At 72.2% G+C, this 21,285-nt stretch carries 18 protein-coding genes; 8 read left to right on the top strand and 10 right to left on the bottom strand.

The annotated features are described in order from the left end of the window. Window positions 1-3: 3 nt before the first annotated feature. The 3 genes from AB0C17_RS08405 (at window position 4) to AB0C17_RS08395 (ending at window position 4,047) form a co-directional block, all read left to right on the top strand. Window positions 4-2,448 (top strand): Tex family protein, encoded by a 2,445-nt coding sequence (locus AB0C17_RS08405; protein ID WP_357477474.1) that lies wholly within the window; start codon window positions 4-6, stop codon window positions 2,446-2,448. Window positions 2,449-2,465: 17 nt separating this feature from the next. Next, complete coding sequence (locus tag AB0C17_RS08400; protein WP_357477472.1) at window positions 2,466-2,897, top strand: hypothetical protein; 432 nt, start codon at window positions 2,466-2,468, stop codon at window positions 2,895-2,897. A 67-nt stretch (window positions 2,898-2,964) separates the two neighbouring features. Further along, entirely contained in the window at window positions 2,965-4,047 is a 1,083-nt protein-coding gene (locus AB0C17_RS08395) for a GNAT family N-acetyltransferase (protein WP_357477469.1), read from the top strand. A gap of 3 nt (window positions 4,048-4,050) precedes the next feature. On the opposite strand, the gene AB0C17_RS08390 is transcribed toward AB0C17_RS08395, so the two are convergent. Beyond that, on the bottom strand, window positions 4,051-5,082 hold the full coding sequence (locus AB0C17_RS08390) for a DUF389 domain-containing protein (protein WP_357477467.1): 1,032 nt from the start codon (window positions 5,080-5,082) through the stop codon (window positions 4,051-4,053). Between the two features lie 161 nt (window positions 5,083-5,243). Between AB0C17_RS08390 and AB0C17_RS08385 the strand changes: the two genes are divergently transcribed. Continuing rightward, on the top strand, window positions 5,244-6,374 hold the full coding sequence (locus tag AB0C17_RS08385) for an aminotransferase class I/II-fold pyridoxal phosphate-dependent enzyme (protein WP_357477464.1): 1,131 nt from the start codon (window positions 5,244-5,246) through the stop codon (window positions 6,372-6,374). Window positions 6,375-6,466: 92 nt separating this feature from the next. Continuing rightward, complete coding sequence (locus AB0C17_RS08380) at window positions 6,467-7,711, top strand: glycosyltransferase family 4 protein (RefSeq protein ID WP_357477461.1); 1,245 nt, start codon at window positions 6,467-6,469, stop codon at window positions 7,709-7,711. Window positions 7,712-7,775: 64 nt separating this feature from the next. Here the strand turns inward: AB0C17_RS08380 and AB0C17_RS08375 are convergent, their stop codons facing one another. The 4 genes from AB0C17_RS08375 to AB0C17_RS08360 are packed head-to-tail and all read right to left on the bottom strand — an operon-like array spanning window position 7,776 to window position 11,748. Continuing rightward, window positions 7,776-8,789: an NAD-dependent epimerase/dehydratase family protein gene (locus tag AB0C17_RS08375; RefSeq protein WP_357477459.1), complete on the bottom strand. Its 1,014-nt coding sequence runs from the start codon at window positions 8,787-8,789 to the stop codon at window positions 7,776-7,778. Continuing rightward, on the bottom strand, window positions 8,789-10,105 hold the full coding sequence (locus AB0C17_RS08370; protein WP_357477457.1) for a nucleotide sugar dehydrogenase: 1,317 nt from the start codon (window positions 10,103-10,105) through the stop codon (window positions 8,789-8,791). Before AB0C17_RS08370 ends, AB0C17_RS08375 begins: the two co-directional genes overlap by 1 nt. Before the next feature lie 3 nt (window positions 10,106-10,108). Beyond that, complete coding sequence (locus tag AB0C17_RS08365; protein WP_357477454.1) at window positions 10,109-11,023, bottom strand: NAD(P)-dependent oxidoreductase; 915 nt, start codon at window positions 11,021-11,023, stop codon at window positions 10,109-10,111. After that, window positions 11,020-11,748 (bottom strand): sugar phosphate nucleotidyltransferase, encoded by a 729-nt coding sequence (locus AB0C17_RS08360; RefSeq protein ID WP_357477452.1) that lies wholly within the window; start codon window positions 11,746-11,748, stop codon window positions 11,020-11,022. Before AB0C17_RS08360 ends, AB0C17_RS08365 begins: the two co-directional genes overlap by 4 nt. Window positions 11,749-11,997: 249 nt before the next feature. Here AB0C17_RS08360 and AB0C17_RS08355 point away from each other — a divergent pair, with 249 nt between their 5' ends. Then, window positions 11,998-13,287 carry a glycosyltransferase gene (locus tag AB0C17_RS08355; protein WP_357477450.1) on the top strand — a complete coding sequence of 430 codons (1,290 nt, stop codon included), beginning with the start codon at window positions 11,998-12,000 and terminating at the stop codon, window positions 13,285-13,287. Next, the gene (locus tag AB0C17_RS08350) at window positions 13,284-13,925 is read left to right on the top strand and encodes a sugar transferase (RefSeq protein ID WP_357477447.1); all 642 of its coding nucleotides are present in this window, start codon (window positions 13,284-13,286) and stop codon (window positions 13,923-13,925) included. Before AB0C17_RS08355 ends, AB0C17_RS08350 begins: the two co-directional genes overlap by 4 nt. Before the next feature lie 136 nt (window positions 13,926-14,061). Here the strand turns inward: AB0C17_RS08350 and AB0C17_RS08345 are convergent, their stop codons facing one another. The 3 genes from AB0C17_RS08345 to AB0C17_RS08335 form a co-directional block, all read right to left on the bottom strand. After that, a complete protein-coding gene (locus AB0C17_RS08345; RefSeq protein WP_357477445.1) occupies window positions 14,062-15,411 on the bottom strand; it encodes a glycosyltransferase in 1,350 nt (449 codons plus the stop codon). 113 nt (window positions 15,412-15,524) lie between these two features. Further along, the gene (locus AB0C17_RS08340) at window positions 15,525-16,805 is read right to left on the bottom strand and encodes an oligosaccharide flippase family protein (RefSeq protein ID WP_357477443.1); all 1,281 of its coding nucleotides are present in this window, start codon (window positions 16,803-16,805) and stop codon (window positions 15,525-15,527) included. 26 nt (window positions 16,806-16,831) lie between these two features. After that, window positions 16,832-18,187, bottom strand: coding sequence for an O-antigen ligase family protein (locus AB0C17_RS08335; RefSeq protein ID WP_357477440.1), 1,356 nt, complete (start codon window positions 18,185-18,187; stop codon window positions 16,832-16,834). A gap of 254 nt (window positions 18,188-18,441) precedes the next feature. Between AB0C17_RS08335 and AB0C17_RS08330 the strand changes: the two genes are divergently transcribed. Beyond that, complete coding sequence (locus AB0C17_RS08330) at window positions 18,442-19,371, top strand: NAD(+)/NADH kinase (RefSeq protein WP_357477437.1); 930 nt, start codon at window positions 18,442-18,444, stop codon at window positions 19,369-19,371. Here AB0C17_RS08330 and AB0C17_RS08325 read toward each other — a convergent pair. Beyond that, window positions 19,340-20,392, bottom strand: coding sequence for a DegT/DnrJ/EryC1/StrS family aminotransferase (locus tag AB0C17_RS08325; protein ID WP_357477435.1), 1,053 nt, complete (start codon window positions 20,390-20,392; stop codon window positions 19,340-19,342). The genes AB0C17_RS08330 and AB0C17_RS08325 overlap by 32 nt on opposite strands. After that, window positions 20,389-21,261, bottom strand: a complete 873-nt coding sequence (locus AB0C17_RS08320) for a GNAT family N-acetyltransferase (RefSeq protein ID WP_357477432.1) — start codon at window positions 21,259-21,261, stop codon at window positions 20,389-20,391. The genes AB0C17_RS08325 and AB0C17_RS08320 overlap by 4 nt, the downstream gene beginning before the upstream one ends. Window positions 21,262-21,285: the final 24 nt, after the last annotated feature.

Below are 21,285 nucleotides of genomic sequence, written 5' to 3'. Positions count from 1 at the left end.
ACAATGCAGGGCGGAAACCACCCGAGAAGGCGGATGACAATCGTGACCCAGTCAGTGCACCAGCGGATCGCCGAGGAACTCGGCGTCGCCGAACGTCAGGTGCGGGCGGCAGTCGAGCTGCTCGACGGCGGCGCCACAGTGCCGTTCATCGCCCGCTACCGCAAGGAGGCCACCGGCCTGCTCGACGACGCGCAGCTGCGCACGCTGGAGGAGCGGCTGCGCTACCTGCGTGAGCTGGACGAGCGGCGCGCGGCGGTGCTGGAGTCGATCCGGGGCCAGGGCAAGCTCGACGAGGCGCTGGAGGCGCAGATCCTCGCCGCCGACTCGAAGTCCCGCCTGGAGGACATCTACCTGCCGTACAAGCCGAAGCGGCGCACGAGGGCGCAGATCGCCCGCGAGGCCGGGCTGGAGCCGCTCGCGGACACGTTGCTGGCCGACCCGGCGCAGGACCCGAAGACGGTCGCCGCCGGGTTCACCGACCCGGACAAGGGCGTCGCGGACGCGGCGGCCGCCCTGGACGGGGCACGGGCCATCCTGATCGAGCGCTTCGCCGAGGACGCCGACCTGATCGGCACGCTGCGCGAGCAGATGTGGTCGCGGGGCCGGCTGGTCTCCCGGGTACGCGACGGCCAGGAGACCACCGGGGCGAAGTTCGCCGACTACTTCGACTTCGCCGAGCCGTACCCGAAGCTGCCCTCGCACCGCATCCTCGCCATGTTCCGCGGCGAGAAGGAGGGCGTGCTGGAGCTGACCATGGACCCGGAGGCCGAGGGGGACACCGACGCGACCCCGGGTCCCAGCCGCTACGAGGCGGCCGTCGCCGGCCGGTTCGGCGTCAGCGACCAGGGACGGCCCGCCGACAAGTGGCTGGCCGACACGGTGCGCTGGGCCTGGCGTACCCGGATCCTGATCCACCTGGGTGCGGACCTGCGGATGCGGCTGTGGCAGGCGGCCGAGGAGGAGGCCGTGCGGGTCTTCGCCACCAACCTGCGTGACCTGCTGCTGGCCGCGCCGGCCGGGACGCGGACGACGATGGGCCTCGACCCGGGCCTGCGTACCGGCGTGAAGGTGGCGGTGGTCGACGCGACCGGCAAGGTGGTCGCCACCGACACGATCTATCCGCACGAGCCGCGCCGGCAGTGGGACGCCTCGCTGCACACGCTCGCCACGCTCGCCGCCGCGCACGGCGTCGAGCTGATCGCCATCGGCAACGGCACCGCCAGCCGGGAGACCGACAAGCTCGCCGGTGACCTGATCAAGCAGCACCCGGAGCTGAAGCTGACGAAGGTGGTCGTCTCCGAGGCCGGCGCGTCGGTCTACTCCGCCTCCGCGTACGCCTCGCAGGAGCTGCCCGGTCTGGACGTCTCGCTGCGCGGCGCGGTGTCGATCGCCCGCCGCCTCCAGGACCCGCTGGCCGAGCTGGTGAAGATCGACCCTCGGTCGATCGGTGTCGGCCAGTACCAGCACGACCTGTCCGAGGTGAAGCTGTCCCGCTCGCTCGACGCGGTGGTCGAGGACTGCGTCAACGCCGTCGGCGTGGACGTCAACACCGCCTCCGCGCCGCTGCTCACCCGCGTCTCCGGCATCGGTGCGGGGCTGGCCGAGAACATCGTGCTGCACCGCGACGCGAACGGGCCGTTCCGCACCCGGGCCGAGCTGAAGAAGGTGCCGAGGCTCGGGCCGAAGGCGTTCGAGCAGTGCGCCGGCTTCCTGCGCATCCCCGGCGGGGACGACCCGCTGGACTCCTCCAGCGTGCACCCCGAGGCGTATCCGGTGGTGCGCCGCATCCTCTCCTCCACAGGGCAGGACCTGCGCGGCCTGATCGGGAAGTCGGCCATCCTGCGCGGCCTGCGCGCGACCGACTTCGTCGACGAGACGTTCGGCCTGCCCACCGTCACCGACATCCTGGCCGAGCTGGAGAAGCCCGGCCGCGACCCGCGCCCGGAGTTCCGCACCGCTACCTTCGTCGAGGGCGTCGAGAAGATCAGCGACCTGACGCCGGGCATGGTGCTGGAGGGCGTGGTGACGAACGTGGCCGCGTTCGGCGCGTTCGTCGACGTGGGCGTGCACCAGGACGGCCTGGTGCACGTCTCGGCCATGTCGCACACGTTCGTCAAGGACCCGCGCGACGTGGTGAAGTCCGGTGACGTGGTCAAGGTCCGGGTGCTCGACGTGGACGTGCCGCGCAAGCGGATCTCGCTGACGCTGCGGCTCGACGACGAGGCGCCGGCCGGTGGCCGTCCCGCGACCGGCGGTCCGGGCGGCGAGCAGCGCGGCGGCCGGCGCGGCAGCGGGCAGCGCGGCGACGGCGGCGGGCAGCGCGGCGGCCAGGGCGAGCGGGGCGGCCCGCGCGGCGGTCAGTCGCCGCGGCAGGGACGAGGTGGCGGATCGGCGGCGCCGGTGAACGACGCCATGGCGGAGGCCCTGCGACGCGCCGGCCTGGCCTGAGAGGCAGGGGAAGCGACGTGGCGGACGACGACCTCCAGTGGCGCGAGCGGCAGCGCCGCGCGGTGCGGGCACACGCCGAGGCCGAGGCCCGGCAGCGCGCCGCGGACCAGGCCGAGGCGGCGGCACTGGTGGCGTCGTTCGCCGCCGAGGCGATCCGCCTCGGGCTCCGCACCACCCGGCTCTCCGCCCGCTCCTACGACGGGCGAACGCGTTACCGCACCCGGATCAGCGGCTGGTACATCGACCGGGCCCACACCCGGGCGGTGGATCGGGACGGTCGTTTCCATCTGCTCACCGTGCCCGCGAGCCTGCGCGCCCGGCTGTTCGGAGTGGATCCACAACCGGACCCGCCGCCCCTGGTGCTGGGCAGGGGCGGCCGCGACGGCGAGTCCGTTCCGCTGCGTGACGCGCTGCGGCGACGGCTCGCCGCCGGGGACTCCTGGGGGTAGTCGGCGGCGGACGCCGCCGCCGTCGACACCTCACCGGCCCGCTGTCGTTTGACCAGCAGTGACGACGATGCGAATTGAGATCCTGGACGCCCGCAGCACGTCGGACAGCGAACGCTGGACCGCCCTCCACCAGACCTGGAGCCGCCGGGAGGTCTTCGCCCATCCGGCCTACCTCAGGCTCTTCGCGGGCCCGGAGGACCAGCCGTTGGCCGCGTACGCCCGCACCGGGCGCGGTTTCATCCTCTACCCGTTCCTGCTCCGCCCGGTCGACGCGCCGCACCTGGACGTGCCGCCGGGCCGGTATCACGACGTCACCAGCCCGTACGGCTACGGCGGCGCCTTCCAGGAGGGTGCCGACGAACTCGACGCGAAGAGGTTCTGGGAGTCCTTCGACGTGTTCTGCGCCCGCCGCAACGTGGTGTCCGAGGTCACCCGGCTCACGCTCTTCGACGACGAGCGGCTGCCCTCGCCCGGCCCGGTCCGGGAGAGGCTCGTCAACGTCGTCCGCGACCTGCGCACCAGCGACGAGGACATGTGGCGCGAGTTCGACCACAAGGTGCGCAAGAACGTCAACAAGGCCCGTCGGAACGGGGTGACTGTCGAGGTCGACCTCGACGGCGCACGGCTCGACGACTTCCTGCGGATCTACCAGGGCACCATGGACCGGCGGGCGGCGACGAGCGGCTACTACTTCCCGCGTGACTTCTTCCAGACGATCATCGACGAACTGCCCGGGCAGTTCGCGTTCTTCCACGCACTGCACGACGGGCGGGTCGTCTCCACCGAGCTGGTGCTGTCGAGTGCGCTGAGTCTCTACTCCTACCTCGGCGGCACCGAGCAGGCCGCGTTCGACCTGCGCCCGAACGACCTGCTCAAGTTCGAGATCTGCCGGTGGGGACGCGCCCAGGGCCGGATCCGGTTCGTCCTCGGCGGCGGGTATGCCCCCGACGACGGGATCTTCCGCTACAAGCGGGCCTTCGCCCCGCACGGGCTGGTGCCGTTCCACCTCGGTACCCGCGTGCTCGACGAACCGGTGTACCGGCGGTTGTGCGCGGCGCACCGGCAGGAGGGGACGCGGCGGGACGCGGCCTGGTCGGCGTCTCCGGACTTCTTCCCCGAGTACCGGTGTGCGCTGCCCGGCAGCCGCTGACCGTCAGCGCGAGGCGTCCCGCTGCCCGGACGGTGGACCCGGCTGCGGTGCCGGAGGCACCGCCTCACCAGCCGGCGGACGACGGCGGCCGGGCACCCGGGACGTTCCGGCCGGGCGGATGTACCGTCCCCACCAGAACCGCTGGACGCCCAGGGTGAGCAGACCGGCGAGCACTATGGCACCCAGGTTGATCACGAGTTGGAGAGCGGAGCCGGCCGCCTCGTGCCACACACCGTAGGCGAGCGCGACCGCGACGTTCGCCGCCGCCGGCACCGTGGTGACGGAGATCAGGACACCGACCAGGGAGCCGGATTTCTTCGACGTCAGTGAGAGCATTCCGGCGATCCCGGCGAGCATCCCGACCACCCAGGAGAGCGCATCCGGGCGCCAGATGAAGTCGGTCAGGGGCCGCTCGGCGACGAGCATCTCCCGGCCGACCAGGCCCGCGGCCGTCAGTGCCCAGGTGCTGAGCACAGTGACCACCATCGCCACGACGAAGCCGACCACCAGCGCACGGAGGGCGGAACGGACCGTCCGGCCGTCACGCCGCAGCAGGGCCACGCACAGAGCGGCCAACGGCCCGAACTCCGGGCCGACCACCATCGCGCCGACCACCAGGATGGGCTGGTCCAGGAGGACGCCGATGCCGGCGATGACGGTGGCGACGATGATCAGTGCCAGGTAGGTGCCGGAGAGCTGGGTCTGCTCGCCGGTCTGCGCGGCGATCTCGTCCCAGACCACCGCATCGGTTCCGCTGCCCGGCACTGTTTCGGCGGCCTTCTCGGCCGCTGCGGACAGGGTCAGCTCCACGTCGGTGGCGGAGACGCCACCGTTCTGCTCGACACCCAGTTCCTGAAGGCCCCGCAGCACCCCGTCCGCGCTCTCCCGCACCACGTCACAGAGGATCAGGTCGCCGGGTGGCTGCCGGGCCGCGCCCGGGAGGACCGCGAGGTGGGTGACACCGGGATCGGCAGCGAGGAGGTCGGCCACGGCCGCCGATCGATCGGACGGCGCGATCAGTCGCAAGTGCAGCACCGGCGGATGCTATCGGATAAGGCGGCGGACTGCCCGATAAACGATTTCCGACGGAATCGGTTACGCCCTCGCAAGCAATTATATGAATTGGCGCAAGAATCATCCGACGGAGGTGTCCATGGGGAATCATCGGTGACGCCGCACAAATGCATTGGAGCGTCATGGGCTATCGGATCTTCCTTTCTCCCCCGGACGTCGGCCCTCTGGAGGAGTCGTACCTCCTGTCGGCACTGCGGTCCGGCTGGGTGGCGCCGACGGGACCGGAGCTCGACGCGTTCGAACAGGAGATCGCGCAGCGGAGCGGGAGACGCCACGCGGTCGCGGTCAGCTCCGGCACGGCGGCGCTGCACCTCGCGCTGCTCTGCACCGGAGCCCGGGCGGGCAGGGTGGTCGTGGTACCGACCCTCACCTTCGCCGCCACCGCCAACGCGGTGACGTACACCGGGGCGGAACCGGTCTTCGTGGACTGCGACCCGAACACGGGCAACATCGACGTCGCGCTGCTGGCCGAGACGCTGAGCCGGCTGCGCGCCGAGGGCGCCGACGTGGCCGCCGTGGTGCCTGTCGACCTGTTCGGCGCCTGCGCCGACTACACGTCCATGCTGCCGGTCTGCGCCGAGGCGGGAGTGCCGGTCGTCGCGGATGCCGCGGAGGCGCTGGGCGCCGCCCACGCGGGGCAGCCCGCCGGGTCGTTCGGCGTGGCCGCCGCCTTCTCGTTCAACGGCAACAAGATACTCACCACGTCCGGCGGTGGCATGCTCGTCTCCGACGACCAGGAACTCGTCGCGCGCTGCCGGTACCTCGCGACGCAGGCCCGCCAGCCGGCCGTCCACTACGAGCACACCGAGGTCGGCTACAACTACCGGCTGAGCAACCTGCTCGCCGCGTTGGGCAGGGCGCAGTTGCGCCGGCTGGACCGCATGATCGCCCAGCGCCGCCAGGCCCGGGAGCGATACGCGAAGCTCTTCGCCGCGAGCCCCGGTGTGCGCCTGCTCAACGACGCCGACGGCGACGCCAACTACTGGCTGACGGTCATCGTGGTCGACCCGCGGGAAGCCGGCTGGCACGCTTCCGATCTGGCCGCACACCTGGCAGGGCACGGCATCGAGACACGACCGGTGTGGAAGCCGATGCATCTCCAACCGGTGTTCCGGGACGCACGGCACATCGTCACCGGCGCCGCCGAGCGCCTCTTCGCCCAGGGGCTCGCGCTGCCCAGCGGCTCCGCCACCACCGAGGCCGAGGCCCAGTTGATCGACGACGCCATCGGCCGGTTCCTGCTCAACCCGTGAGGCGGGAGGCCGGCGGCACCCGTCGGCCTCCGGGGACGGCCCAGTGGCCGTCCGCGTCACCGCACCACCAGCCATCGGAAGGACACTGACACGTGAGGCTGACCATCACCGAGGAATGCCGTTACGTCCGCACCCCGGACAACCGCTTCTGGGTCACCTTCGGCACCGACTACGCGCTCTGGTCCCGCTATCTGGAGGCCTTCGACGAGGTGCGGGTCGTGGCTCGGGCCCGGGACGTGGCGGAGATTCCGCCGAACGCCCTCCGCGTCGACGGCGACCGGGTGACGGTGGCGCCCATCCCCTACTACCAGGGGCCGCGACAGTACGTACGGCAGATGCCCCGGATCGACCGGGCCGTGCGCAGGATCGCCGCCGACGCGGAGGCGGTGTTGCTGAGGACGCCGTCGACGATCGCCACCCACATGCACCGGCACATCACGCGACGCGGTCTCCCCTACGCGATGGAGGTCATCGGCGACCCGTACGCCGTCTTCGCCCCCGGCGTGGTGGAACACCCGCTGCGGCCGTTCCTGCGCGCGTGGACCACACGCAACCTCAAGCGGCAGTGCGGGTCCGCGGTGGCCGTGTCGTACGAGACGAGCCGGACGCTGCAGTCCCGGTACCCGACCCGGCCCGGGGCGCTCTCGACCGGCATCAGTTCGGTCAACCTGCCGCCCGCCGCCTACGTGCCGGAGCCCCGCACTCATCGGCCGCCCTCCGGGTCGCTCACCCTCATGTCGGTCGGCTCGCTGGAGCAGCTGTACAAGGGCATCGACACGCTGATCGAGGCGATCTCGCTGTTGGGGCCGTCGACACCGGAGGTGCGGCACGTCCACGTCGGTCCCGGCCGCTACCAGCCCGCGCTGGAGGAACTCGCCACCCGCCTGGGGGTACGCGACCGGATCACCTTCGCCGGGTGGATTCCCACAGTCGAGGCGCTGCGGCACCGGCTCGACAGCGCAGACCTCTTCGTGATGCCGTCCCGGACCGAAGGTCTCCCCCGGGCTCTGATCGAGGCCATGGCCCGCGCGTTGCCCGCCATCGGCTCCACGGCCGGCGGCATCCCCGAACTGCTCCCCCCGGAGATGCTGTTCACCGCCGGTGACGCCGACGACCTGGCCAGGGTCCTCCGTCGCACCCTGGCGGACCGGGAGGGGATGGTAGCCGCGTCGCGGCGCAACCTCGCGGTCGCCCGGGAGTTCGCCGAGGACAGGCTCGTCCCGCGGCGTACGGAGTTCTACCGAGCGGCCCGCGGTCTCATGTCGGGCGGGCCGAGGCTGCCGCAACCCGCCGCTCCCGCCGCGGAGTCCGTCCGGCACGAGAACCGGCCGGCCTGACGGCTCGGTCATGACGTTAGGAGGGCCGGCACCCGTTACGGGTGCCGGCCCTCCTGCCGCCGAGTCAGACGGGCGTGCGGTCGCGTGCCGCCGTCAGCTGCCCGGGCATGGCGATCGTCTGCCGCCAGCCCCGGTACCAGTCGACGGTCCGGCCTACCCCCTCGGTGAGGGAGACGGTCGGTTCGAAGCCGGTCAGCCGCCGCAGCCTGCCCAGATCGGGGCACCGGCGTCGCACGGACCGGTCCGGGGCCGGCATGGGTCGCAGCGTGGCCGAGACGCCCACCACGTCGAGCACGAGCCGAGCGAGATCGGCGATGTTCGTCTGCTCCCTGTCGTTCCCGATGTGCACGACCTCCGGGCCCTCGACGGCGGCGTCCATCAGTCGCACGACCGCCTCGATCGCGTCGTCGACATAGCAGAACGCGCGGTACTGGTCGGCCCCCCACACCCGGAACGGGTTCTCACCCTCCATCGCCCGCAACGCCATCTCCGGAACGACGTGGTCGGCGCCCATCCGGGGCCCGTACACGTTGTGGAAGCGGCCGATGACCACCGGCACGCCCGTGGCCCGGGCGTGGTGCAGCAGCATGGCCTCGCCCGCGAGCTTGCTGATCGCGTACGACATCCGGGGAGACGCCACGTCGGCCACCATGATCGGGACGTCTTCCGGGGTGGGCACCGGCACCACGCCGGCATCGACGCCACCGGCGTAGATCTCGCTCGTCGAGCTGAAGAAGACCTTCGGCCCCGGCCGCAGCCAGTTCACGAGATGGGCCACGGTGAGCGTGTTGACCCGCAGCACCCGGCCGGGGTCCGCCTCGACGTTCCGCACGCCCACCACCGCGGCCAGCAGATACACCTGGTCGACGTCGGGCTGGAGCCGTGCCCAGGCCTCGGGCCGCGTCAGGTCGGCGGAGACGACGTCGACACCGGGACGGGCCCGCAGAGCGGCCATCCGTTCGTCGTCGGAACCGCGCGAGAAGTCGTCGACGACAGTGACCTGGCAACCCTCGGCACTGAGTCGCTCCACCAGGTGGAGGCCGATGAAGCCCGCCCCGCCGAGCACGAGCGCGCGCATCAGGCGGTCACCGCCGTGGCGTCGGCCTTCGGAGTCCGGTAGCCGATACCGGCGTACCGGATGCCGGCGGCCCGGACCTCGCCCTCGTCGAGGACGCGCCACGAGTCGAACAACACCTTGACGGTCGTCCCCGCGAGCAGGGCGCCGACCGGCAACGACCGGTAGTCGGGATGGTCGGTGAGGACCAGCACCGCGTCGGCCTCACCGAACGCCTTGTCGAGGCTGGTCGGCTCGCCGCCGTACCGGCGGATGACGTCACCACTGACCATCGGGTCGTGACCGACCACCTCCAGCCCGGCGGCCTGGAAGATCGGCATCATCGCGGCGATCGGCGTACCCCGCATGTCGTCGGTGGGCGGCCATCCCTTGTAGGCCCATCCGAGCACCGCCAGCCGGGCTCCCGCGAGCCGGGGGCACGTCTGCCGGATCAGCTCGACCATGTTCTCGGCGACGTGGACCGGCAGTTCTTCGTTCAGCTGCCGGGCCGCGTTGACCAGGAGCGGTGTCCGTTGCCCCGCGCTCTCGACCATCAGGTACGGATCCTTTGACAGACAGCCCCCGCCGACGTATCCGGGCTTGCTGAGGTCAGGGCGCGGATAGTTCACGTTCGCCGCCCGGATCACCTCCAACGGATCCAGCTGATGGGTCTCCGCGACGAGCGCGAGCTCGTTGCCGAACGAATAGATCAGGTCGGTGTGGCAGTTGTTCGCCAGCTTCACCAGCTCCGCCGCCTCCAGGCTGGAGACCGGCACCAGCTCCCGGGCGAGCCCGCCGAAGAACTCCAGCCCCGCTTCCAGACTGGCGGCGTCCAGCCCCCCGACCACCTGCGGCAGGTCGACCAGCTCACGCAGGGCCTGTCCCTGGATGGTGCGTTCCGGCGCCATGACCAGGCGTACCCGGCCCCACGCCCGGGCCAGCGGCGGCAGCACGACCCGCCGGCTGACTCCGACGGGCACCGTGCTCCGGACCACCACCAGGGTTTCCGGCCGGCAGCGCCGGGCGACCGTCTCGGCCGCGGCGGCGAGGTTCTCCAGGCGGCCACGACGGGTGGTCCCGTCCACCGGGGTCGAGACGCACAGGACCACGGCGTCGAGGTCGCCCGGTAGTTCCTCCTCGATGAGCAGGGACCGCCCGACGTGCGCCGCGAACACCTCCTCGATGCCCGGCTCGAACACATGGACCCGCCCGGCGCGCAGGGACTCCCGAACCCGGGGCTGGGTGTCCACGCCGTGGACCTCGTACCCCTTGGCAGCCAACGCGGCAGCCAGCGTCACGCCGACGTAGCCGAGCCCGACGACCCCTATTCGCTGATACAACCTCTACTCCTTCGGCAGTGCGGTCCGGTCGAGGTCGGACGCCTCGGCCCAGATGGCCTTCACCGTGTCGGTCATTTCGTGGGCAGGACTCCAGCCGAGCCGCCGGGCTCGCGAGATGTCCGCACACATCCAGGTCACGCCCGCGGAGCGGTGGCCGTCCTCGGCGGGTGCCGCCTCAGCGACCCCGCCGGTGAATCCGGCCACCGCGGCCAGCTCCCTGATCACCGTCCGCACCCGCACCGCCCGGCCGGAGCCGACGTTGAGGACGGGATGCGGCACCGCCGGTGCCGCCACGACTGTGGCCACGGCGCGAGCGACGTCCCGGACGTCCACGAAGTCCCGGTACGCGCCGAGCGGTCCCAGGGCGATCTCCGAGGCGCCGCGTGCCAGTCCGGCCCGCAGCAGACGTACCGCCCGGCCCAGGACGTTGTCCCGCGACAGACCGGCACCGATGGGGTTGAACACCCGGAGTACGACGCCGTCCAGGCGGTTCGCCGCGACGGCGAGTTCCATCAGCCGGGTGGCGGCCAGGTGACTCAGGCCGTACGCGCTCACCGGCGCGCCCGGCCACGTCTCGGGCACCGCCATGCCGTCGGGAACGATCCCGTACTCGCCGGCGCTGCCGAGCCGGATCAGCCGGGCCTGGGGCGCGGCGGTCGCCACGGCCTCGACGAGCTTGGCGGTGACCAGGGTGTGGGCCGCGACCATGTCGTGATCGGTTCCGGAGAGCAGGCCGGTGCAGTTCACCACCGCGACGGGCCGGTGCGCCCCGATCAGCGCGCCCAGCTCACCCACGGTGGCGGTGATCAGGTCACACTCGGCGCGACGGGGAGAGGTGACGTCGTGCTCGGCGGCGAGAGCGGCATGGACGTGACGGCCGACGAAGCCGTTGGCGCCGAAGAGCAGAACGCTCGTCACGGCAGTTCCCTGAGGCCGGCGGGCAGGAGGATGTCCCGCTGTGCCTCGAAGGTCCGGTTGGCCTCGTCGTAGTCCTCGGGACGGCCGATGTCGAGCCAGTAGCCGTCGAAGGGGTAGTCGGCCGGGTACTGCCCCTGCTCGATGAGACTCGTCATGAGCTGGTCGAAACCGAGCGGCATGCCGGCGGGGTAGGACGCCACGGTCTTGGCCGCCAGGCCGTAGACCCCCATGCTCACCCGATAGTCGAGGGTGGGCTTCTCGGCGAACTCGACCACCCGGCCGTCGGACACGGCGAGCACCCCGAAGTCCACCTTGACCTGACGGCGGAAGGTCGCCACCGTCAGCGGCGCGCCACCGGCGACGTGGGCCCGCAGCAGGTCCCCGTAGTCGAGGTCGGTGAGGATGTCGCCGTTCATGACCAGGAAGTGCTCGGGCAGGCGGTCACGGAGCCCGAACAGCGGGCCGACGGTCGACAGCGGCACCCGTTCCTCGGTGTAGTCGACCCGCAGGCCGAACCGCCGGCCGTCGCCCACGAAGGCGCGGATCAGCGACCCGAGGTGGTTGACCGCGAGCGTGACACCGCCGAACCCGGCCGCCGCGAGCTGGTGCAGGACGATCTCCAGGATCGCGTAGCTGTCACCGATGGGCACCAGCGGCTTCGGCAGCGCCGTGGTGTACGGACGAAGCCGCGTCCCCCGACCACCGGCCATGATCACCGCGTGCATGCCGCACCCCCCGCCTCGCCGGCCGAGCCCGTTCCCCCGAGGGCACCCGTCAGGTTGGACCCCTTGGAATCGGCACCCTCCGTGACGACGAATTCCACTTCTGCTCCCACCGGTCGCGCATCTCTTCCGCAGGAGCAACGAAAAACAGGAGCTTTGGTTACTAAATGCCGCGAGCATCGTTCTTAACGCCAAAGCGACTATAAGCCTCGTACTACTCGTGACGGGGTCCGAACGCTCGGAGGCGAACCCGTGAAGCCTGCTCCCCGGTCCGGTGCTGCCGTCCACGACCCGACCGGCCGGCCGGCACTGCGCGTCGCCGTCATCGTCAAGACGAACTACGGCGGGCTCTGGACCGTCCCGCAGGCGTGCGCCCTGCGGGATCGCGGCCACGAGGTGGTGGTGATCTGCCCGCCCGGTGGGCGGCTGAACACGCGCCTGGCCGAGGCCGGGATCCGGACGGTGGCGTCGCCGTTCTCGTTCCGCTTCCGGCCCAGCCTCACCACGCTGTCCGAGCTGTGGCGGCTGCGCCGGCTCGTCCGCCGCCTGCGGCCCCAGGTGCTCTACCACCACCTGTACGCGGCCACGCTGGGCGCGCGGCTCGCGACCGTCGGCCTGCCCCTGGCCCGGGTGCAGTTCGTCGCCGGCCCCGCGTTCCTGGAGTCACGGGCGGTCCGGATGGTCGAGCGGCTGCTCTGGCGCCTGGACCGCACGATCATCTGCGGCACCCGCTACACCTCGCGCCTCTACGGCGAACTGGGCGTGCCGGCGTCGCGCCGGCCGGCCGTGACCAGCGGGCTCAACCTGGCCTGGGCGACCGCCGACCTGCCGGACGACACGGCGGCGACGCGTGCGGAGGCACGGGCGAAGTGCCGGGCGGATCTCGGGCTGAGCCCGGACCAGTTCGTCGTGATCATGGTGGCGTACGTCTATCCCCCGCGGAGGCTCGCCGCCCACCGGGACCGCGCGTTCAAGGGCCACGACGTCCTGCTCGCGGCGTGGCAGGAGATCCGCTCCCGGCACCCCGAGGCGGTGCTGATGCTCGTCGGGGGCGGCTCGGACCAGGCCGGGGAGGAGCACCGGCAGGAGCTGATCCGCCGGTTCGGGGTCGCCGACGACCACTCCGTCCGCTGGATCGACACCGCCGACGACGTGCGGCCCTACTACCGGGCGGCCGATCTCAGCGTGAGCCCGTCGCTGAGCGAGGGGCACGGCGCGCCGCCCGAGGCGGCGCTGCTGGACGTACCCAGCATCGTCAGTGACGCCGGCGGGCTGCCGGAGACGGTGGACGAGAGCTGCGGGTGGGTGGTCCCCCGGGACGACCCGGCCGCCCTGGCGCGGGCCATCGAGCACGCGTACGACGAGTTCCGGTCCGGGCGTCTCGCCGAGCGCGGCGTACGCGCCCGCGAACGGTCGCACCGGCACTTCGACAACCGGATCTCCGCGGTGCGGATGGCCGAGGTCATCGAGCACGCCGCCGGCGTCGGCGGACCACCCGGCGAGTACGCGCCGCCGGCCGCCGGGAAGGCGCACTCCCGGTGAGCCCCGCCCGGCGGACGATCGAGCTGCGGCTCAAGCGGCTGGTCGACATCACCGTGGCGCTCGTCGTCCTGGTGGTGACCGCACCGGTGGTGGCCGTCGCCGCGCTGCTCGTCCTGGCCCAGTTCGGCAGCCCGGTCTTCTTCCGGCAGGAACGCACCGGCCGGTACGAGCGCCGCATCCGGGTCCTCAAGCTCAGGACGATGTCCGACGACCGCGACGCGGAGGGCCGGCTGCTGCCCGACGGGGTCCGCTGCCGGGGCGTCGGTCGAACGCTGCGACGGTTGAGCATCGACGAGCTGCCGCAGATGGTCAACGTGCTGCGGGGCGACCTGAGCCTGGTCGGCCCCCGGCCGCTGCTGCTGCGCTACGACCCCTGGTACACCGACCGGGAGCGAACGCGTTTCGAGGTCCGGCCGGGCATCACCGGGCTCGCGCAGGTGAACGGCCGCAACGACCTGGCCTGGACCGAGCGCCTGGAACTCGACGTCCGCTACGTTCTCGACTGGTCCCTCTGGCTCGATCTGCGCATCCTCGCGCGGACGGCGGGCAAGGTCCTGCGCGCCTCCGGCGTGGCGGTCGACCCGTCGGCGCGGATGCTCGACCTCGACCAGGAACGGCGCCTCACCGGCGTCCGCTGAGGCGCCCGCATCGGCCCTGTGCCCCGCAGTGCGGCCCGGTCCACGTACCGGTGCCGTCTCCGCCGCGGCCGACGACGAGCACACGATCGGTCCCCGCGCCGTGCGGGCACGGGGATCGATCGGTGGCGGGCCGGGCTCAGCGTGACCGCGGGCGGCGCGTGTGGTGCGGCCTCCCGGCGGCGTCGCGGAGGATGTCCAGGTAGGAGCCGAGCTGGTCCTCGCGGAACAGGCCGTCCATCGCGGCGGCCGGCACCGCTGGCAGCCGTCCGGTCCGCTCCTTCACGGCGAGCCACTCCCGCAGCCGTGCCGCGATCGCAGCGGGGTCGTTGCACACCACCCCGGCGCCCCGGTCCCGCAGGAGTTTCGCCGCCACCCCACCCTCGTACCCGAGGAGGAGGATGGGGCGCCGGGCCTGGAGGTAGTCGAATATCTTGCCGGTCACCGTGCCGGCGTCCCGCGGGTCGTTCCACATGAGCAGGACGAGCGCATCCGCGTCCGCCTGGATCCGCCATGACTTCTCCGGCGGGACGTAACCGAGGTTGGTGACCGAATCACGCACGCCGGCCCGTCCGGCCGCGACGTCGACGATCCCGTGGTCCTCGCCGGCGAACGTCACGTGCACCCGGCTGGCCTCGTCGCCCAGCAGCGCGATCGCCTCCAGCAGGGGGCCGGGATCCCGACGCCCCGGGTAGACGTACCCGGTGTGTGCCAGTGTGAGAGTCGCCCGGCCGCCGCCGACGGGAACGGCATCGACTGATCCGGCGGGCGGGGGCCGCCGGTCGATGCCGTTCATGACCACATGCGTGTCCACCCCGAACGTACGGCGGACCGTCTCCGCCAGCGGCTCCGACACGGTCACACAGGCCGTCACCGACCGCAGGAGGCGACGTTCCAGCTTCTCGTCCACCGCCCGTCGCGGCGCCGAACGCACCCAGTACTCGTTGCCCACGGACCAGAGATCGCGGTAGTCCGCGACCCAGGGCACCCGCAGCCGGTTGGCGATCGCGGCCGCCACCAGGAACCCGGAGAACGGCGGAGCTGACACCAGGACGACGTCGGGACGCCAGTCGCCGGCGGACCGGCGGAAGGCACGGATGGCCGGCCGGACCCAGTTGAGCTGCGGGTCGGGGACGAGCAGCTCCAGGCCGGCACGGACGAGCGAACGGTTGGCCTTCGCCCTCAGCCTGGTCAGTCGCGGCACCGGCCGGGCGACTTCGCCGTCGGCCGGCACGGCCTCGATCCGCCTGACCCGGGGAAGCCGGGGCGACGGCTCGGCGCGGATCACGCGCTCCTCGGGCACCAGGGCCGGCTCGTCCCCCGGCCCGGCGGCGACGGTGGTCAGCACCCGGACGTCCCAGCCCTGCTGGAGCGCGAAGGCGGCGAGGGCGCCGGGCCGGCGGGCGCCGACCGACTCCGCCGGCGGGAAGTAGTAGGAGACGATCAGCAAGCGCAACGCCGACCCCGGTTTCCGTTCTCGATCGGTCATGGCCGGCACCCCGGCCGCCCGTGGTACGAGCCCCGCATCTGGGCACACTCCTTTCCTGACTGACAGATGCATCAACGACGCCGCACAGGGTCGAGATGCTGTTCCGCTGTCCATCAGCTCTGTGGAACGAGCCGGGGTGACGAGGCGGCACGTCTCGCGGCCCGGGTCGCCACCGTCACCACACGCAACGACATGAGCCAGCCGACGCCGTACGTGACAGCTCCGGAGAGACCGAACGCCCAGACGGCGACCAGCGCGGATCCGTGGGCCAGCGCCACGGCGGAGACAGCGCCCGCGATCACCAGGACACGGCCCGCGTCCCAGGCGAGTTGGAGACCCTGACGTTCGAACACGACAAGCGTCTGGGAGAGCGGTGACGCGACGAACTGAGCCGCCATGAAGACGGCCAGCGCCTGTGCGTAGTCGGCGCTGCGGTGCCACTGGGGCCCGAAGATCAGGGAGAACGCCGACGGCGCGGCGAGCACGACGGCCACCGCGCCGGGCACAGCGATCATCGCCAGTCTCCGCGTGGCGCCGAGGAAGATCCGCCGCCCGTCCACGGCACGCTCCCGGGCGGCCCGCGCGATCTCGGCCAGGTAGACCTGGGCGACGGCGGAGGACACCAACGCGATCGGCATCGCGATCACCCGTTGGGTCAGGCCCAGCCAGCCGGCGACCGTGCTGCCGTACCAGGAGGCGATGAGCAGGACCGGCAGCTGAGTACCGAGGATGTTGAGGAGTCCGGACGGCGCCATGAGAACGGGGAACCGGCGGTATCTCCGGGCCACAGCCGCGAGGCCCCGGAACCGCACGCCGCGCCGGCGCGCGCCCCCGAGCAGGACCCCGGCGGCAACCACCTGCCCGAAACCGAACCCGAGCGCCAAGCCGCCGGACCGCAGGCCCGCCACGCCGGCCACGAGCTGCGTGGCTACGACGCCCACGGCCTGGAACAGGTTGCGCCGGCCGATCATGCCGTACCGGCGGTGTCGCACGGCGAACTGGTTGAGCACCAGAACCGTGCCCATCGCCGCGGCGGTGGGCGGAACCACCCACAGCCAGGACGCAAGATCGGGCTGGTCGAACCACCGGGCCACCTCGTCACGCAGGAGCAGCACCAGCAGCGCCCCGACGGCGCCCGTCCCGCAGGCCGCAGCGAGGCCCAGGGTCACCAACGCGCGGGCGTCACTCTCCCGCTCGGGGATCGGGATCGCCATCTCCCACCGGAGCGCGGCCACCGTGCCGATGGTCACCGCCAACGCGGAGACCACGGCGAAGAGACCGAAATCGGCCGGACGGTAGATCCTGGCCAGGAGCGGAGCGGCCGCCAGCGCCAGCACCTGGCCGCCCGCCGACCCGGCGGCGATGCTGAGCACGCCGCGCCGGGCCCCCGACATGGCGGGCCACCGGGAACGGCGCCAGGTCAACCGAGAGCCCGCGCCCGGCCGGTGTCTTCCCGGAGCCCGCCCCCGCTCGGCAGGCGGGCCGGGGACATCGGCCCCCATCCCTCGGCACGGGCCCGCCGCCGGGCCCCGGCCGCGCCCGGCCGCCCCCCGGCAGCCCGTGCCCGCGCTCCGGCGAGCAGGAGCACGCCGAGAGCCAGCACGACGAAGAGCGGTCGATCCCCGTTGATGTCGCCGGAGGCCGACACCGCCACCGCGTAGAACGCCAGCAGGCCGAGGACGAGCCCCGCTGCGGGCTCACGTCTGCTGACCACCCAGAGTCCGGCCGCCACGGCGAGGACGGCCAGGACGAAGACGCCTCCCACCAGCCACCCCGCCTCGGCCGGTAGTTCGAGCCAGAGGTTGTGCGGATACCTGTAGGCGACCATGCCGGAGTAGTCGCCCCAGTTGCCGTAACCGATTCCGCCCGGGTTCTCGGCGATGATCGGCATGGTGGCCTCGCGCATGGTTGCGCGCGCGCTCCCGAACAGCTCCTCGCTCGGGTCGACCACGAGGGCGTACACCCGGGGCGGCAGCAGTGCGGGCAAGGCGGCGACGACCAGCACCAGGGCACCCATCAGGGTCAGGCCGACCCACTCACGGCGAACCTGCCGGATCTTCAGCCGCAGTCCGGCCAGGACGAGGAAGAACATGGCTACGACAGTGGCCAGCAGCGGCCCCCGGGACCCGGTCGCGACCAGGCCGAGGAGGAGTATCACGGCCAGGAGAGCCGCCGGCCAGGCCGACAGACGCCTGCGCAGGTAGAGCCAGGTGAGGGCCACGAGCGCGGCCCCGACGGCTCGGGCCAGCCAGATCGGGTTGGAGCCGAACCCACTCGCCCGCCCGCCCTCCGAGTCCCCCGTCAGGGCCGCGACCGCGAGCACCAGGCCCGACACGACGAACACGACGGCGAACATCTCGACGTCCCGCGGTCCGCGCAGCACCGCGACCGCCAGGGCGGCGGCCATCGTCAGGGTCACCAGCAGGAAGAACTTCTGCTGGCCGTACTCGGATTCCGGTGAGCGGATGATCCCCGGTAGCGCGAGCACTCCGAAGAGCACCAGAACCCCGAACACCACGACGCGGGCCCGGGAGGCCGGACGAAGGACCTCGTGGAGGATCAACGGCACCGCCAGCAGCACGGCGGTCACCACGAACCCCCGGGCGATCAGGCGCGGGAACTGGTCGAAGTTGAGCAACGCCACCACGATCGCGGCACGCACCACGGAGGATCCGACACCTGAGCCGGACCGCACCCGCGGGCCCGCTTCGAACGGCGGCCCGGGGCGGTTGATCACGCCGGCGGCCGACCGGTCCGTGCCGTGCGCCACCGTCACCTCCGGCTCCTCACCGCGCACCTCGGCGTCCGGCTGCGCGGGCTGCGCACCTCAGGGTCCGGCCGATGCCGCAGTCGGGCACCCGCCATGATCATGACTCGCATCGACGCTCCACTCGTCCCCCGTTCCACCTCGCGTCCAACGAGCCGGAGCCGAGCACGGGTACGGAAGGTCGCCTGTTCGGACACACTTCGCCGCCCGAGCGCCTTCCGGTACGCCGGACGGCCCGCCCACCGTTGTGATGAGCTGTAGGGGTGGCGGGCTATGTGTTCGGGCTGGTGCTGCATCCCACCCGGGACGTCTCCGAGGTGGTGGAGACGATCGCACGGTGGGCGGCCCAGCACCGCAAGACCCTGGCCGTCAGGTGCGAGGACCGGCACCGGGTGCCGGCCTCGGTGGAAGCGGTGCCCGACGGCGACCTGGCCGCACACTGCGACGCGCTGATCAGCATCGGCGGCGACGGCACCATGCTGGGTGCGCTGCGGATGGCGGTCCGCGACCCGAGGCCGGTGCTCGGCGTACACCTGGGGCGGCTGGGCTTCCTGGTGGAGGTGGAACCGCCCGACCTGCCCCGGGCGCTGGAACGGCTGGTGGCGCGCGATTTCACAATCGAGTCGCACGCGTGTCTGGCCTGCGACGTCTGCGGTGACGACGTGGTGGCGTTCAACGACATCGCCCTGGTCCGGCAGCCCGGGGCGGGCTTCGTCACCGCCACCCTGGCGGTCGACGGTCAGCGCTACGGCTACTACCGGTGCGACGCGTTGGTGGTGAGCACGCCCACCGGCTCGACCGCCTACAGCTACGCCGCCGGTGGCCCGCTGATCTCGCCCGCGACCGAGGCGATGGTGGTGACACCCTCCGCGCCGATGGCCGGGATCTCCCGTTCGGTTCTGCTCTCCGCCCACGAGACCGTGCACCTGGAGCTACGGCCGGATTCCGCGCCGGTGGCGGTGGAGATGGACGGGTTGCTGATCCGTCAGGCGGCGACTGAGGGTTCGATCCACGTCCGGTACGTCCGCGACGCCGGTCGCGTCGTCCGTCTGGACCCGCGCCGCTACCAGGAACGCAACCAGCTCAAACTGAGCCTGCTCGATCTGCCGTTGCTGCCCGAACAGCTACGCGAGCTCCTCCCGGAAGGGCTACGGGAGCAACTCAACCGCCGGAACCTGCCCCCGCCGCGCTGACGGCAGCGCCCTGCGCCGCCTCGTCGCCCCCGAACCCGGGCGCCACCACGGTGCGGTGGCCGGGAAGCGGGTCCAGGGCCCGGCGGAAGGCGGCGACCAGGTCGGGGTAGTCGTCCGGAGCGACGTCCTGGTGCACCGGGAAGTTGATGATGTGCCGCGCGAGGTGCGCCGTCGTCGGGTGGTCACGCAGGTGCTCGATGAGCGTGTGGTAGAGGCTGACCATGCCGAATCCCGCGCGGTTCATCTCGGCGTAGACGTGGTCGCGGTTCTCGCGTCCGGCCCCGAGGATCCGCACCGGCAGGGTCTGCGGCGCGTCGTCCTCGTCGAGTTCGGGCCACATCAGCTCGAAGGCGTCACCCCGCTCCGGCAGGGTGCCGAGCAGAGCGGTGAGGGCACGGAAGTTCTCCCGGCGCTGTCGGGCGATGCCCAACGTGTCGTGGTCGATCACGTACCGCGCCAGCTCCGGCGCGGTCTCGCGCTGCCCGGTGAGCCGGTCGGGGTTGCGGTAGGTCACCATCCCGCCGCGCGCGCCCGGCATCGGCAGCATCTTGTGCAGGGAGTAGAGCGACACCTCCCCGGTGCGCCCGGCCGGACCACCGAGCGCGTGGGTGAACCAGGCGTGCGCGAGGTCCTCCAGCAGCAGCGCCCCGTACCGATCGGTCAGGTTGCGGATCCGCCCGACCGCCCGCTCGGTACGGCCGAAGTAGTGGATGACCACGACCACGTCGTACCGGCGCTCGGCGAGCCGGGCCTCCAGCGACGCCAGGTCCACCGCGAGGTCCGGGGTCAGGTCGTAGAAGCCGGGGTCGAGGCCGAGTTCGGTCACCGGGTCGAAGACGCCGCTTCCTTCGTGCGCCGACCAGCCGATGAACGACGGCAACAGGATGCCGCGTTGCTCGCCTCGCCACACCTCGGGCTGCGCGAGAAGGTCCCGCATCCCCTCCCGGGCCGCTCCGTAGAACAGGCTCGGGGTGCGGAATGCACCCGGGTCGGTGGCGGTCTTGGCGATCGTCTTCGTCACGTGAGCTCCAGTCGGGTGCGGATCTCGGGTGTGGACATCCTCAGCGAGCGGTTGACGGCGCGCAGGTCACCGAGGGCACAGGGTGGCGGGACGTCGCCCGGCGCCATGACCAGCACGCGATCGATCTCGGGGAACTCGCGCAGCACGGCGGCGACGACGGCCGGCTGCCGAAGCGTCGCGACGTCGAAGCAGCGCAGCACCCGGGCGCTCGGACGACCGAATCGCACGCCGCAATCCCCGGCGACGGCCGTGAGCTCGCCGAAGCCGTAGGTGTCGAACCAGGCGCGGGCGGCGTGCAGACCGTCGAGCCGCACACCGGCGGACGGAGCGGATCGGTCGGCCGCGACGTCGGTGACCCACCACGTGCTCGTGGACTCGATGGTGAAGCCGAGCCGGTCGTACAGCGCCCGGGCGGGGGCGTTGTCCGCGAAGACGTCCAGCCGCATTCCCCGTACGCCGGGATGGCGATCGAGGTACGCCCGCAACAGCGCACGGGCGACGCCGCGGCCGCGCGCGGCCCGGACCACGCAGATGTAGGAGAGGTGGGCGAGTCCCGGGTCGACGAGCGTCAGGTCGGCGAAGCCCAGCCGCTCGCCGCCGTCGGTCTCGGCCACGAGGAAACAGCGGCCGGGGAACGACGCCGGATGCGCCAGCACGACCTCCCAGAACCGGGCGACGCCGGGCTGGGCCGACGTCAGGTAGTCGTGCAGGTGACCGGCGAACGACGCCTGGCTGACCGAGGCCAGCCAGGCGGCGTCACCGACGACTGCCGGACGGACGTGGACATCCGGCGGAGCAACCGGGTCTCGACTGTCGGAGGCGGGCGACGCGGAACCGGGCAGAGGTGGGGGACGCGGGACGACCGACATGGCCACACCATAGGACGCCTATCA

The organism is Micromonospora sp. NPDC048887 (genome assembly GCF_040649715.1).
Lineage (GTDB): Bacteria > Actinomycetota > Actinomycetes > Mycobacteriales > Micromonosporaceae > Micromonospora.
The sequence above is the reverse complement of the archived record's forward strand: the minus strand, read 5'-3'. Positions and strand labels throughout refer to the sequence as shown.

Coding starts and splice junctions, on each gene's coding strand:
- AB0C17_RS08340 (WP_357477443.1), bottom strand. CDS start 16,805: ATGTCGGGGGCCCGGCGCGGCGTGCTCAGCATCGCCGCCGGGTCGGCG.
- AB0C17_RS08345 (WP_357477445.1), bottom strand. CDS start 15,411: ATGACCGATCGAGAACGGAAACCGGGGTCGGCGTTGCGCTTGCTGATC.
- AB0C17_RS08375 (WP_357477459.1), bottom strand. CDS start 8,789: ATGCGCGCGCTCGTGCTCGGCGGGGCGGGCTTCATCGGCCTCCACCTG.
- AB0C17_RS08405 (WP_357477474.1), top strand. CDS start 4: ATGCAGGGCGGAAACCACCCGAGAAGGCGGATGACAATCGTGACCCAG.
- AB0C17_RS08320 (WP_357477432.1), bottom strand. CDS start 21,261: ATGTCGGTCGTCCCGCGTCCCCCACCTCTGCCCGGTTCCGCGTCGCCC.
- AB0C17_RS08385 (WP_357477464.1), top strand. CDS start 5,244: ATGGGCTATCGGATCTTCCTTTCTCCCCCGGACGTCGGCCCTCTGGAG.
- AB0C17_RS08360 (WP_357477452.1), bottom strand. CDS start 11,748: ATGCACGCGGTGATCATGGCCGGTGGTCGGGGGACGCGGCTTCGTCCG.
- AB0C17_RS08395 (WP_357477469.1), top strand. CDS start 2,965: ATGCGAATTGAGATCCTGGACGCCCGCAGCACGTCGGACAGCGAACGC.